This window comes from Sphingomonas sp. 66-10, from assembly GCF_001897045.1.
Lineage (GTDB): Bacteria > Pseudomonadota > Alphaproteobacteria > Sphingomonadales > Sphingomonadaceae > Sphingomonas > Sphingomonas lycopersici.
Window position 1 is genome coordinate 1 of sequence record NZ_MKRR01000110.1, and the last position, 12,892, is coordinate 12,892.

Below are 12,892 nucleotides of genomic sequence, written 5' to 3' on the forward strand. Positions count from 1 at the left end.
TGGCCGCGCCGGCGCGTTGCTGCTTGCGCTGGCGGCGGGGGTGCTCGTCGTCATCGCGTTGATCACGCTCGGCGCGATCAGCGGCGTGCCGAAGTTCATCGACGTCCGCCCGCTCTCGACCTTCAACGTCGCCCGCGCCAACGGCGAGCAGGTCAACAAGAGCAAGGAGGTCGTCCAGCGCCCCAAGGTCGCCAAGGAACAGGACCGCCAACACCACGCCGCCCCGCCCCCGCGCGCCACCCCGATGCCGACCCCGCCGATCACGCTGCCGGGGGTCATCATGCTCTCGCATGCCGATTTCGTCGCGTCGGACGTCGGGCGGATCAAGCCGAGCCCCGACCAGCTGGCGAAGGCCAATGGCGACAAGGGCGACACCGCCGCCGACGACGGCGCGCAGGTCGCCGCGGCGGGCGGCGCGCCGGGCGGGGAGGATCTCTATTACGCCGAATGGTATCGCGAGCCGTCGCATGCCGAGATGGCGACCTATCTTCCCGCGCGGCAGCAGGTCGGCTGGGGGATGATCGCGTGCCGCACCGCACCACGCTATCGCGTCGAGGATTGCCGCGAACTGGGCGAGAGCCCCGGCTCGGGCATCGCCCGCGCGCTGAGGCAGGCATCGTTCCAGTTCCTCGTCCGCCCGCCGCGCATCGGCGGCAAGCCGCTGATCGGCGCGTGGGTGCGGATCAAATTCGATGTGATCCAGGGCGCGGTTAAGTAACGCGCGCGCTGCCGCCCGCTCGGGCTGAGCTTGTCGGAGCCCTGCACTTTTCTTGCCTTGAAGAAGGACAGCCCTTCGACAAGCTCAGGGCGAACGGCGAGAGGTAGGTCCGATTTAACCGGTCGCCTTGATTTACGCGCTTCCCCCTCGCCCCGGCTTGTGGTTCAACACCGTCAAAGAAAAGGGAGATTCCCAATGCGCTTCGCCTATCTCGCCGCCTTTGCGCTTGCCTCCACCGCCGTCGTCGCGCAGATGCCGAAGGCGCCGCCGGGATCGGCCGATCCCGCCGCGGTGGTCGCGGGCAGCTATACCGTCGATCCGCACCACACGTTGATCGAATGGACCGTCAACCACCTCGGCTTCACGCCTTATTTCGGGCTGTTCGGTGAGACGTCTGGCACGCTGACGATCGATCCCGCCAAGCCCGACGCGGCGAAGGTCGATGTGACGATCCCGGTCTCCAAGGTGCTGACCACCAGCCCGGATCTCACTGCGCATCTGCTCCGCGCGCCGAAGGACGGCGCCAAGGCCGATTTCTTCGGCGCCAACCCGCCCGACGCGCATTTCGTGTCGACCAAGGTGACCGCCAAGGGCCAGACCGCACAGATCGACGGCAACCTCACGCTCAACGGCGTGACCAAGCCGGTGACGCTCGAGGCCAAATTCTTCGGCGCGGGCAAGATGATGGGCAAGGACAATATCGGCTTCACCGCCAAGACGACGATCCGCCGCAGCGAGTTCGGCGTCGGTTTCGGCGTGCCGCTGGTCTCCGACGAGGTGAAGCTCAAGATCAGCGCCGCCTTCGTCAAATAAGCGCATATGGCGGAAGAACAGGAGGCGGAAGGCACCGGGCTCGGCCGGGTCGAGGCGTTTTCGGACGGCGTGATCGCGATCATCATCACGATCATGGTGCTCGAGCTCAAGGTGCCGGTGGAAGACGGGCTCGGCCACATCCTGTCGATGTGGCACCTGTTTCTCGCTTATGCGCTGAGCTACCTTTATGTCGGGCTCTATTGGGGCAATCACCACCGGCTGCTCGGCCACGCGCGGCGCGTGACCAACGGGCTGATCTGGTCCAATCTCGCCTTGCTGTTCGGGCTCAGCCTCGTCCCGTTCGGCACCGCCTATCTCGGCGAGCATGAATTCAGCCGGACCGCGACCCAGCTCTATCTCGTCACGCTGATCCTGCCCTCGATCGGCTATATCTGGCTGCAGCGCGTCGTGGTGCGGACCGGGGTGAAGCACGAGCGCGCGCACCGCTATCACGTCGAGACGACGCGCAAGGGCTATTTCGCGATGGCAGTCTATACGGCCGGCTTCGCGCTCACCTTCGTCTCGCCGTGGTTCGGGATCATCTGCGCGATGCTCGTCGCGCTATTCTGGATCGTCCCGCAGACCCCGCTCGACCGGCTTTTTGCCGAACGGCATTAAAAGCTGTTTGGAAACGCCTCTCCGGGTCATTTCAGGCGGTGAAACCGCCTTTTCCCAACGAACGCTAAAACTCCGCTGGACAGCGCCGCCCGTCCGGGGTTACCGCAAGGGCGATGACGCAGGTGTTCGGCCTCCTCCTTCGACTTACGCGCCCTTAGGCGCGAACCAGCCCGCGTGCCTGGCACGCCGACGCGCCTAAGGGCCAAGCCGAACGACCCCAACGCCTCCTCCCGATAGCGAGAGCCCGTCATGTTGCGCGATCCTTCCGTCAAATACCGACCGTTTCCGACCATCGACATCCCCGACCGCACCTGGCCGTCGAAGGTGATCGCCACCGCGCCGCGCTGGCTCTCCACCGATATGCGCGACGGCAATCAGGCGCTGATCGACCCGATGGACGCCGAGAAGAAGAACCGCTTCTTCGATTTGCTGGTGAAGATCGGCCTCAAGGAAATCGAGGTCGGATTCCCCGCCGCGGGCGCAACCGAATTCGATTTCATTTCCAGCCTGATCGCGGGGAATCGCATCCCCGACGACGTGACGATCCAGGTGCTGACGCAATCGCGGCGCGACCTGATCGAGACGAGCTTCCAGAGCCTCAAGGGCGCGAAACAGGCGATCGTCCATCTCTACAACGCCGTCTCCCCGGCGTGGCGCAAGATCGTGTTCGGCATGTCGCGCGACGAAATCCGCCAGATCGCGATCGACGGCGCCAAGGTGCTGCGCGACGAGGCGGCGAAGCAGCCCGACACCAAATGGAGCTTCGAATACAGCCCCGAGACCTTCTCCACCGCAGAGCTGGATTTCTCGGTCGAGGTGTGCGCGGCGGTGATGGATATCCTGCGCCCGACGCCGGAAAACCCGCTGATCCTCAACCTGCCGGCGACGGTCGAATGCGCGACCCCCAACGTCTATGCCGACCAGATCGAATGGTTCGGGCGCAATATCCCCAATCGCGACAGCGTGGTGATCTCGCTCCACACGCATAACGATCGCGGCACCGGGGTCGCGGCGGCGGAACTGGGGCTGATGGCCGGCGCCGATCGCGTCGAGGGCTGCCTGCTCGGCAATGGCGAGCGCACCGGCAATTGCGATCTCGTGACCGTCGCGCTCAACATGTACACCCAGGGCGTCGATCCGAAGCTTGACCTGTCGGACATCGACGAGGTGGTGAAGACGGTGGAATATGCCACCAACATCACCGTCCACCCGCGCACGCCCTATGCCGGCGATCTGGTGTTCACCGCGTTCAGCGGCAGCCACCAGGATGCAATCAAGAAGGGCTTCGCCGCGCAGGCCGCGCGCAACGACGGGGTCGCCTGGGTGCTCGAACAGGACAAGGGGCTCAAGCTGCCCAAGAGGATGCAGGCCGATTTCAGCCGCATCGTCCAGGCGCTGGCCGACGAGACCAGCCGCGAGCTGAACGCCGCCGATATCTGGGGGGCGTTCGAGCGCACCTATCTGCCCGCGGCGAACGATCGCTTCGTGCTGCGCGATTATGAGGAGACGGGCGCGGCGGGCGACCGGCGCTTCGTCGGCCGCGTCGCGATCGACGGCGAGGAGCGGTCGCTCTCCGGGCGCGGCAACGGGCTCATTTCCAGCGTGATCGCCGCGCTGGCCGAGACGACCGGGCCCGCGCTGGAAGTGGTCGATTACAGCGAACATGCGATCGGCCACGGCGCCGATGCGCAGGCGGCGACCTATCTCGAATGCCGCACCGCGGACGGGCGCACCGTGTGGGGGGTCGGGATCGATTCGGATATCGCCACCGCCAGCGTGAGGGCGGTGTTGAGCGCGGCGAACAGGGCCTGACCTAGCCCCCCTCTCCCCGTTCGGGCTGAGCTTGCCGAAGCCCTGCCCTTTTCTTCGCAAGGAAGAAGGGCAGCCCTTCGACAGGCTCAGGGCGAACGGCGGAGGCGTGGCGCTCAACTGCCATCGCAGCGCGAGAAAGTTACCCCGGCAACCACTTGCCCGTCGCCATGCGCCGCCTTACCCCCTCGCGCATGACGAACCGCTTCCTCGCCGCCGTGCTGGCGCTCGCTTTGCCCTTCCCTGCCCTCGCACAGCGCGCCGAGCCGCCGGTGCCGCCGGCCGCCGACCCCGCGGTCGCTGCGCTGCGCGACGCCGCGCTCAAGGACGATGTCGCTTATGACATCGTCGAAGGGCTGACGACCGAGGTCGGCCAGCGGCTCGCCGGGACCGAGGCGGAGGCGCGCGCGCGGCAATGGGCGGCGGCGAAGCTCAATGCGCTCGGCTTCAAGAACGTGCGGATCGAAACCTATCGCATGCCCGTCTGGGTGCGCGGCGAGGAGCGTGCCGAGATCACCGCCCCCTTCCCGCAGAAGCTGACGCTCGCCGCGCTCGGCAATTCGGGCGCCACCCCGGCCGCCGGGCTCACCGCCGAGGTGGTGGTGTTCAAGACCTATTCCGATCTCGCCAACGCGCCCGACGGCAGCCTGAAGGGCAAGATCGCCTATGTCGGCAACGCGATGGCACCGACGCAGGACGGATCGAGCTACGGCCAGGCCGGCGTCGCGCGGTTCGTCGGGCCGGCGGTGGCGGCGCGCAAGGGCGCGGCGGCGATCGTGATCCGCTCGATCGGCACCGATACGCACCGGCTGCCGCACACCGGCATGACCAGCTTCCCCGAGGGGGTGAAGCCGATCCCCGCCGCCGCGCTTTCGGTGCCCGACGCCAAGTTGATCGAGGCGATGGCGGCGCGCGGGCGGCCAATCTCGATGAAGCTGGTGCTCACCCCACGCCAGATCGGCGAGCAGGAATCGGGCAATGTCATCGCCGAAGTGCCGGGCAGCGACCCCGATGCCGGCGTGGTGCTGATCGGTGGGCATCTCGATAGCTGGGATCTCGCCACCGGGGCGATCGACGATGCCTCGGGCGTCGCGATCACCGCCGCGGCGGCGAAGCGCATCCTCGACAGCGGGCGCCAGCCGCGCCGCACGATCCGCGTGGTGTGGTTCGGCGCGGAGGAGGTCGGCGGCTATGGCGGGCGCGATTACACCCGGCGACACGGCGCGGAGCGTCATGCAGTCGCCGCGGAGAGCGATTTCGGCGCGGATCGCGTGTGGCGTTTCCAGGCGACCTTGCCCGACAGCGCCAAGGCGGTGGCCGATCGTCTCGCCAGCGCGCTCGCCCCGCTGGGCATCGTCCACGGCAAGGGTGACGGCGGCGACGGATCGGATATCGGGCCGACGATCGCCACCGGCGTCGCGGGAATCGACCTCAATCAATCGGGGCTGCGCTATTTCGATACGCACCACACGCCCGACGATACGCTCGATCGGGTGGACCGCGAGGAGCTGCGCCAGAATGTCGCCGCATGGACCGCGATGCTCGCCGTCGTCGCCGACGCACCCGAGGAAATCGGCCCGGTTCAGCGCAAATCGCATTGAAAAAATGCGCGATCGAGGACGCGTATCGTTTCGCTTCGGTGAATTTCCTCATTGACCCACCGAAACGGTTCGGTATTTGCGGTGTCTCGCGACGGCGACAGGGTCGGCCGCGAAGAATGCTATGCTTGGGAGCATCCGAATGAAGAAGTTTGCCTTTGTTCTTGCTGCCGCCGGCCTGATGTCCGTTGCGGCTTGCTCGAAGTCGCCGGCCCCCGCGGAAAACAACGCGGACGTGCTGGCGGACAACCTGCAGAGCGCCGCCGACAACCTCGACGCGGCCGCGGGTAACCTTTCGAACGCCACTGCCGCTGACTCGCTCGCCAACTCGGCGGACGCGCTGGGCAACGCGTCGAACGCGCAGTAATCGGCTGATCGGGCCTTCCCGGCCCGATCCGACGAATACGAGAAGGGGCGCTCCTGCGGGAGCGCCCCTTTTTCATTGCCCTGGCGCGAGTGCTTCGAACCCGGGCGGTGACTTGCTCTTGCGCCACCGCACGGCGCTGCTAGTCACGGATCGGCGTGGGCCTGTAGCTCAATGGTTAGAGCTGGCCGCTCATAACGGCTAGGTTGCGGGTTCGAGTCCTGCCGGGCCCACCACGCATTCCCGCGCCGCGCTCAGCGAAGCGACCCGCGCCGCACGAGATTGTAGATCGCGAGCAGCACGATCGCGCCGAGGAACGCGACGAGCAAGGTCATCGGGTCGAACGGGTTTTCGCGAAGGTGGCTGTTGTTCGACAGCGCGCCGAACAGGAAACGCCCGACGATCGAGCCGACGCAGCCGATCAGCACATTCCAGATTATTCCGCCCTGATCGCGCATCACCATGCCTGCGACCCAGCCGATTATGCCTCCCATGATCAACGCGATGATCAGATGCATGGCAAATCCTTCCCTATGCTTCCCTCCCGGATGCATGGAGACTGCATGCTTTCCCGCTGATGCGCCACCATTTTCTTGGTTCGTGCCAATCAGGGACAGCGGTGAAGGAAATGGTCGGGGAGACAGGATTCGAACCTGCGACATCCTGCTCCCAAAGCAGGCGCGCTACCGGACTGCGCCACTCCCCGACGCGAGGGGAGCCGGTACGCGTCGCGCGCGGATTACGCAAGCGCCGCGAGCAGGTCGTCGAGCGATGCCGATCGCACCCCGCGCCGGTCGAGCAGATCGAGCACGCGATCCCACCAGCGCCAGAAGCGCGCCAGATCGGCGCCGTCGCGGACATAGGGCGTGTGCCCCGGCACGAGCGACGGCGAATGGAAGGCGAAGTTGAGCAGCCGGCTCCCCTCCCCCAGCGCCACCGCGATCGCCTCCAGCGCCTCGGCGACGGGCACGCCCTCCGGGGTCAGCGGCACGCGCGAGAGCAGCCCGGTGCGAGCAAACACCCCGCGCGCGCGGGGAACCGCCCCCAGCGCCGCGCGGAGCCGCGCGCCGCGACGCCGCAGCAGACCCGTGAAGACCGTCGACAGCGGCAACTCGATCACCGCGTCGCGCCACGCTGCGGCGTCGATGCGGGTGAAATCGGGGCCGCCGCCGGCGCGATAGTCGAAACCGGGGCGGACCGAGCTGTCGAGCCGGTAGCCGGAACGGGCGAGCAACCCGAGCAGCCCGGGCGCCAGCCCGTAGCGCCCGGCGCGGAACGCAAGCGGACGGCGCCCGAACGCCGCGGCGATCGCTTCGGTCAACGCGTCGAGCTTCGCTTCGAGCAATGCCGGCGGGAGGTTTCCGGCATAGGAGGCCAGCGCCGACAGCGGCTCCTCGAACGGCGGATTGACCCAGGGGTGAAGCTGCGCCCCGATCGCCACGCGCGGATCATCGGCGAGGATCGCGCGCAGCACATCCGCCGCGCGCGGATCGCTCGCCACCGGATAATCGACGAAGAAGGCCGGCGCCGCGCCACGGGCAACGAGCCGGCGATGCGCGTCGGGCAGCGCGGCGAGCGCCGACAGCCCGTGCGCATCACGCGAGAAGGGCGCCGACCAGTCGAATTCCTCCTCGGTATCGACGAAGATCGCGTAGCGCGTGCCGAAATCCGCCGGCCAGTCGATCAGCGCGGCCGCATCCGGCGGCGGCATGCGCCAGCGGTGCGCAACGATCGCGGGCGCCACCACGATCGTCAGTTGGTCGAGGCCTGGCCCATATCGTCGATCAACCCCGTCGGCAGGCGCAGAGTCAAGCGATCCGCATCGATGATCAGCGCCCCGCCCAATTCGGTCGCCAGATTGCGCGCGAGCCGGATCGCGAAGCCGGTGCCGAGCAACGGCGCGCCCGGCATCTCCACCTCGCGCTCGGCATCGAGCGTCAGCAGCGCGGTATCGGGGATCGTCGCCAGCGCCAGCGGACGCGTGATGTCGATCGCGACATCGGCGCCCTCGTCGCGCACGTCGATCGCCAGCCGCTCGCCATCGGCGGCGCTCGCGATCAGCGCGGCGACCAGCCGCCCGACCAGCCGCTCGGCGATCCGTTCGTCGCACGCCAGCGCCAGCGCCGGCGGCACCGGGGCGAGATCGACGGTGCAGCCGCGCAACCGCATCAGCGGCGCCAGTTCGTCGAGCGTGCGCGCCAGCAGCGGCGCGAGCGCCACCGCGCCCTCGTGCAGATCGAGCGCATCGCCCTCGATCCGCGCCGCCAGTTCGAGATCCTCGATCGCACCGACCAGATCGGCGGCCTGGGTGCGGATCGCCGCGGCGCGCTGACGATAGACATCGGGCACCGGGCCGAGCATCGCGGTTTCGATCAGCTCGGAAAAGCCGGCGATCGCATTGGTCGGCGAGCGCAGCTCGTGGACCAGTCGCCGCAGCCCCTCGACCCCGCCATTGTCGGCGCGGCGGCCGATCGCGCCCTCGTCGACGCGCGGGCGCCGCGCGGCGCCGCGGAACCCGACGAAGCGGCCGCTCGCGGGATCGAACATCGGGACGCCCGAAATCCGCCAGTCGCCCGCCAGCGCGGATCGCCCGGCGATGCTGAGCCGCGCGTCGTTGAATGCGGTGCGATGCCGGAACGCGCCGCTCGCCACGCCGTCGACATGCGGCCGGCCGTCGCCGCCGGGGGTGAGAAAGCCGATCCCGATCACCGCCGCGCGCGGCGCGGCGTCGACCCAGCGGATCACCCCGCTCGCATCGGTTTCGAATCCGAAGCGCTCGATCGGTGCTGCGGCCGCCGGTTCGGCGGCGCGCGGTTCGACCGGCTCGGCCGTGGTAACCGGATGTTCGCCGTGGAGCTGGCGGAAGGCGGCGATGCGATCGACCAGCGCCGCGATCTGGAACCCGCCGCCCGGCGCCGTCGCCGGCTCGATCCCGAGCACCGCGGCGAGCGGCGCCGGCTGGGGCGGCGGGGCAGAGCTTACAACCGGATGCTCCTCGATCACCTCGGCCGGCGCTGCTTCGACCGGCTCGTCTTCGGCACGATCGTGGCCGAGCGCGAAATCGGCCGGGCCGAAGCTTTCCAGCGCGCGCGTCACCGCTTCGCTCAAATCGTCGCGATGACGCAATATCGCGCGCCCGGTCGGTCCGAGCGAGGGCAGCAGCGCACACCAATTGGCATCGTCGAGCCGTGCGGCGCGCAGCACCGGCGCGGCGACCGACTGGTCATCCTCGGCGAACACCGCGACCAGCCCCGCGGACGGCGTCGCCAGCGCGAGCGCACGCGCCGCGGCGGCACGCACCGCCAGCGGCACGCGCTCGCGCAATTCGCGCAGCCGCGCCAGCAGCTCGGGTGTCTCCTCGATCCGGCCGCGCGCCGCCAGATCCGCGATCTGACGGAACGCCGCCTGCGCGCCGAAAGGCGTCGAGGCGTCCGCAGCGAGGACGGTCTTGAGGCTGTCGTCGAATCGCAATCGAATCACCCTGTTCCGGCAGACGACCATTCCGCCACCGGAGCTTAACAATTAACCGCCATCGCCCGCTTGCGGAACAACCGATTTCTACACGTCGCAATGTGGGACAATTGCGTTTATGCGCAATAATCCTATGAACGACGGCATTGAAATCGCCATGAATGTGCGTGGCGATAACGGAGAATAACGTGCTCGACCGGATAGACAGACAGATTCTGGCCTATCTCCAGGAAGACGGGCGGATGACCAACGTTGAGCTGGCGGATCGCGTGGGCCTCACCGCCCCGCCCTGCCTGCGGCGGGTGCGCGCGCTGGAGCAGGCGGGCGTGATTCGCGGTTATCACGCCGAATGCGATGCGGCACAGCTCGGATTCCCGATTACGGTGTTCGCGATGGTCAGCCTCAAAAGCCAGGCCGAATCCGATCTTGCGGCGTTCGAGACGCATGTCACCGCGCTCCCCGAGGTGCGCGAATGCCATATGCTCAACGGCGAGATCGATTTCGTGCTGAAGATCGTCGCGACCGATCTGGAAAGCTTCCAGCGCTTCCTGACCACCCACCTCACCACCGCACCCAATGTCGCCAGCGTCAAATCCTCGCTGACGATCCGCAGCGCCAAGTCGGCGGCGGGGGTGCCGATCCTGGAGTAACTCGGCCTTGGGTTAACTCAGGACTCCCCCTCCCCGTTCGGGCTGAGCCTGTCGAAGCCCTGCGCTTTTCTTCGAGCGAAGAAGTGCAGCCCTCCGGCGGGTCCCATGAAAGTAATACTTTCATGGGTGCCCTCACAAGCTCAGGGCGAACGGAGGTTCCATTCTACGCAAAAAAAATGGGCGGCCTCTTGCGGGACCGCCCTTTCTTTTTGTCCTGAGCCGGCGTGTCAGGCGGCCGGGGTGCCCAGCGCCGTCTCCCAGAAGGAGGCGATATCGGCGCGCGGCGAGGCCTTCACCAGCGCGAAGGCCGCCTTGGCGCCGGCGGTGTCGCCCGACCCGGCGAGCGCGATGCCGAGGTGCGTGTTGACCGCATCGGCATCCACCCCGCCCTTCTGCAGCGCGACCTTATACAGCTCGATCGCCTTGGCATAATTGCCCGCGCCGAGATGCGCGTCGGCGGTGCCGGCGGCGAGCTTGCCGTTGGCCGCCGCCTTGGCCTTGCCCTCGAGCGGATCGAGCGAGCCTTCGTTGGCGATCGACTGTTTGGCGACGCGATAGAGATCGTTGGCGGTCGCCGAATCCGCCGGCAGCTTGCCCGCCGCGCGGCCCTCGTCGATCACCGTCTTGCCTTCGTACGGCAGGCCGAGATCGATCGCATATTGCGCGTAGATCTCGTAGTCATACTGGTCCGCCAGCGCCTTTTCGCGGCGCAGCAGGCGGAACAGATCGACCTTCTGCCCCTTGTCGAGCGTCAGCGCGCTGCCCTGCTGCAGGCCGTAGACGAACAGGATGTCGCGCCAGTTCTTGGCGTTCGGATAGGCCGCGATATAGCGCTTCATCCAGCCGATCGTGTCGGGGATCATGCGCTTCTGCAGCGTCTTGGCCATCGCGTAGCGATAGAGCGATTCGTCGGGCTTCTGGCCGGCGGCGATCTGCGCATCCATTGCCTTCTGCAGATCGGCCGAGCCGCCTGCGACGTCACCGCCCTCCATCTTGATCTTGACCATCTGGAGCGGAAGGTTGGGATCGGTGTAGCCGAGCTGCTGCGCGCGCTGGAAAAAGGCGATCGCCTCCTGCGGCTGCTTGGCATTGGCGGCGATGATGCCGCGCTGATAGTTGAAGCGCGCCTGATCGGCCTGCGGAGTGCGCGGGTTGGCGATCAGCGCGTCGAGCGGGCCCTTGATCTGATTGTCGTCGATCTGGTTGCCCATCTTGCCGACGGCGAGCTGGAGCTGGAACACCGACGCGATATATTTGTCGTCGTCGCTCTTCGCGGCGGCCGCCACCTGCTGGACGATCGGCTCGGCGGTGGCATAATCCTTCGCCTGAAGCGCGGTCTGCGCCTTCACCGCGAGCGGCTGGACGTCCTTGCTGAGCTTCAGCGGCGGCGCCTTGCCGGCCTCTTCCTTCTTGTCTTTTTCCTTGGCGGACGCGGGCGCCACGAGCGCGACCCCACCGACGCCCGAAAGAAGGGCGGCGGCGATCGCGGCCCGGTAGATGGTTTTCATCGCGTTAGTCTCTCCATACTGGAAGGCGGCCGGCGCCTCGCCGTCGCTCTACTCCCCTGCCTCTGCCGGTTCAAGAAACCCGAGAGGCACTGAACATGGATTGAACGTGACGGGTTCCGTCGATAGGCGCAATCCCACGATGATCGCCGTTATCTCCCCCGCCAAGACCCTGGATTACGCCACCCCGCTGCCCGCGATGCCGACCACCGCGCCGCGCTTCGCCGACGAAGCGGCGACGCTCGCCACCGCGGCGGCGAAATTGTCGCGCAAGAAGCTCGGCGAGCTGATGCACATTTCCGACAAGCTGGCGCAGCTCAACGTCGAACGGTTCCGCGGATTCGATACCCTGCCCGAGCGGCCGGCGATCCGCGCCTTCGCCGGGGACGTCTATATCGGGCTGGAAGCCGCGACGCTCGACGAGGCGGCGATCGATTTCGCGCAGGATCATCTGCGGATGCTCTCCGGGCTTTACGGGCTGCTGCGCCCGCTCGACCGGATGCGCCCCTATCGGCTGGAGATGGGGACGCGCTGGGCGCCGCGCCGTAAGAACCTGATCGACTGGTGGGGCCAGCGCATCGCCGATGCGCTCGCCGCCGATGTCGCCGCGGAAGGATCGGGAGCGGTGCTCAACCTCGCCAGCCAGGAATATTGGGCGGCGGTCGACGGGCGGCTGCCGCGCGGCGCCCGCATCGTCACGGTCGATTTCCGCGAGGCCGACGGGCGCTTCATCAGCTTCCACGCCAAGAAGGCGCGCGGGATGATGGCGCGCTGGCTGGTCGAGCATCGCATCACCGATGTGGAGGCGATGCGCGGGTTCGAGAGCGACGGCTATGCGTTCGATGCCACGGTAAGCGAGGGCGACAATTGGAGCTTCCGGCGGCAGTAACGGCTGAAACCCACCTTTCCCCGTTCGCCCTGAGCTCGTCGAAGGGTTGCCCTCCTTTCCGCGGAAGAAAGTGCAGGGCTTCGACAAGCTCAGCCCGAACGGGTGTGGGCAGAAGCTTAATCCAGCCCGAACGAACCCCCTCAATTCCCTGAAGGATATTTAATCTCCGCGTCATTCGCCGGCGAGCGGTGCTTTGGCATTACACACCCCGACGCCGGGAAAGGCGTTCGCAATGGAGTGATGCCATGATCAAGTCCGCAATCCTCGCCGCCATTTCCGCCGCAGCGCTTGCGTCGGGCGGCATGGCCTATGCGCAGACCCCGGCCGCCAAGGCGACCACCGCGGTGAAGACGACCGCGGCCAAGACCACGACTGCCGCGAAGACGACCGTCACCACCCCGGCCAAGGCCGCCGCGACGAAGACCACCACCACGGTCAAGACCGCGGCCGTGACGAC

Annotated in this window: 13 protein-coding genes and 2 tRNA genes; 10 read left to right on the top strand and 5 right to left on the bottom strand. The window is 67.4% G+C overall.

What is annotated here, in order from left to right; genetic code table 11:
• The 7 genes from BGN95_RS10540 to BGN95_RS10570 form a co-directional block, all read left to right on the top strand.
• On the top strand, positions 1–718 hold a 718-nt coding region (locus tag BGN95_RS10540), incomplete at its 5' end, for a hypothetical protein (RefSeq protein WP_286772582.1).
• Between the two features lie 195 nt (positions 719–913).
• Positions 914–1,531, top strand: a complete 618-nt coding sequence (locus tag BGN95_RS10545) for a YceI family protein (protein ID WP_179511441.1) — start codon at positions 914–916, stop codon at positions 1,529–1,531.
• Positions 1,532–1,537: 6 nt separating this feature from the next.
• Positions 1,538–2,149: a TMEM175 family protein gene (locus BGN95_RS10550; protein WP_179511440.1), complete on the top strand. Its 612-nt coding sequence runs from the start codon at positions 1,538–1,540 to the stop codon at positions 2,147–2,149.
• Between the two features lie 249 nt (positions 2,150–2,398).
• Positions 2,399–3,961 (top strand): 2-isopropylmalate synthase, encoded by a 1,563-nt coding sequence (locus BGN95_RS10555; RefSeq protein WP_286772583.1) that lies wholly within the window; start codon positions 2,399–2,401, stop codon positions 3,959–3,961.
• A 191-nt stretch (positions 3,962–4,152) separates the two neighbouring features.
• Positions 4,153–5,559 carry a M20/M25/M40 family metallo-hydrolase gene (locus tag BGN95_RS10560; RefSeq protein WP_286772584.1) on the top strand — a complete coding sequence of 469 codons (1,407 nt, stop codon included), beginning with the start codon at positions 4,153–4,155 and terminating at the stop codon, positions 5,557–5,559.
• Positions 5,560–5,698: 139 nt separating this feature from the next.
• Positions 5,699–5,923 (top strand): hypothetical protein, encoded by a 225-nt coding sequence (locus tag BGN95_RS10565; protein ID WP_179511437.1) that lies wholly within the window; start codon positions 5,699–5,701, stop codon positions 5,921–5,923.
• Positions 5,924–6,080: 157 nt separating this feature from the next.
• Positions 6,081–6,156 (top strand) — tRNA-Ile (locus BGN95_RS10570).
• A gap of 18 nt (positions 6,157–6,174) precedes the next feature.
• Here the strand turns inward: BGN95_RS10570 and BGN95_RS10575 are convergent.
• The 4 genes from BGN95_RS10575 to BGN95_RS10590 form a co-directional block, all read right to left on the bottom strand.
• Positions 6,175–6,438 (bottom strand): GlsB/YeaQ/YmgE family stress response membrane protein, encoded by a 264-nt coding sequence (locus tag BGN95_RS10575; protein WP_179511436.1) that lies wholly within the window; start codon positions 6,436–6,438, stop codon positions 6,175–6,177.
• A 111-nt stretch (positions 6,439–6,549) separates the two neighbouring features.
• Positions 6,550–6,626 (bottom strand) — tRNA-Pro (locus BGN95_RS10580).
• 33 nt (positions 6,627–6,659) lie between these two features.
• A complete protein-coding gene (locus BGN95_RS10585; RefSeq protein WP_286772602.1) occupies positions 6,660–7,631 on the bottom strand; it encodes a polysaccharide deacetylase family protein in 972 nt (323 codons plus the stop codon).
• A 41-nt stretch (positions 7,632–7,672) separates the two neighbouring features.
• On the bottom strand, positions 7,673–9,400 hold the full coding sequence (locus BGN95_RS10590; protein ID WP_353744698.1) for a sensor histidine kinase: 1,728 nt from the start codon (positions 9,398–9,400) through the stop codon (positions 7,673–7,675).
• A 179-nt stretch (positions 9,401–9,579) separates the two neighbouring features.
• Here BGN95_RS10590 and BGN95_RS10595 point away from each other — a divergent pair, with 179 nt between their 5' ends.
• Complete coding sequence (locus BGN95_RS10595; RefSeq protein ID WP_265269161.1) at positions 9,580–10,041, top strand: Lrp/AsnC ligand binding domain-containing protein; 462 nt, start codon at positions 9,580–9,582, stop codon at positions 10,039–10,041.
• A gap of 227 nt (positions 10,042–10,268) precedes the next feature.
• On the opposite strand, the gene BGN95_RS10600 is transcribed toward BGN95_RS10595, so the two are convergent.
• Positions 10,269–11,549, bottom strand: a complete 1,281-nt coding sequence (locus tag BGN95_RS10600) for a YfgM family protein (RefSeq protein ID WP_179511434.1) — start codon at positions 11,547–11,549, stop codon at positions 10,269–10,271.
• Between the two features lie 139 nt (positions 11,550–11,688).
• Here BGN95_RS10600 and yaaA point away from each other — a divergent pair, with 139 nt between their 5' ends.
• Together yaaA and BGN95_RS10610 are read left to right on the top strand one after the other, a co-directional pair.
• Entirely contained in the window at positions 11,689–12,435 is a 747-nt protein-coding gene (yaaA, locus tag BGN95_RS10605; RefSeq protein ID WP_286772585.1) for a peroxide stress protein YaaA, read from the top strand.
• A gap of 245 nt (positions 12,436–12,680) precedes the next feature.
• A partial coding sequence (locus BGN95_RS10610; protein WP_286772586.1) for a hypothetical protein occupies positions 12,681–12,892 on the top strand: 212 nt, incomplete at its 3' end.

What these genes read in the sequence shown, in the direction of transcription:
- BGN95_RS10545 (WP_179511441.1), top strand. Translation starts at nt 914, where the DNA reads ATGCGCTTCGCCTATCTCGCCGCCTTTGCGCTTGCCTCCACCGCCGTC.
- BGN95_RS10550 (WP_179511440.1), top strand. Translation starts at nt 1,538, where the DNA reads ATGGCGGAAGAACAGGAGGCGGAAGGCACCGGGCTCGGCCGGGTCGAG.
- BGN95_RS10555 (WP_286772583.1), top strand. Translation starts at nt 2,399, where the DNA reads ATGTTGCGCGATCCTTCCGTCAAATACCGACCGTTTCCGACCATCGAC.
- BGN95_RS10560 (WP_286772584.1), top strand. Translation starts at nt 4,153, where the DNA reads ATGACGAACCGCTTCCTCGCCGCCGTGCTGGCGCTCGCTTTGCCCTTC.
- BGN95_RS10565 (WP_179511437.1), top strand. Translation starts at nt 5,699, where the DNA reads ATGAAGAAGTTTGCCTTTGTTCTTGCTGCCGCCGGCCTGATGTCCGTT.
- BGN95_RS10575 (WP_179511436.1), bottom strand. Translation starts at nt 6,438, where the DNA reads ATGCATCTGATCATCGCGTTGATCATGGGAGGCATAATCGGCTGGGTC.
- BGN95_RS10585 (WP_286772602.1), bottom strand. Translation starts at nt 7,631, where the DNA reads ATGCCGCCGCCGGATGCGGCCGCGCTGATCGACTGGCCGGCGGATTTC.
- BGN95_RS10600 (WP_179511434.1), bottom strand. Translation starts at nt 11,549, where the DNA reads ATGAAAACCATCTACCGGGCCGCGATCGCCGCCGCCCTTCTTTCGGGC.
- yaaA (WP_286772585.1), top strand. Translation starts at nt 11,689, where the DNA reads ATGATCGCCGTTATCTCCCCCGCCAAGACCCTGGATTACGCCACCCCG.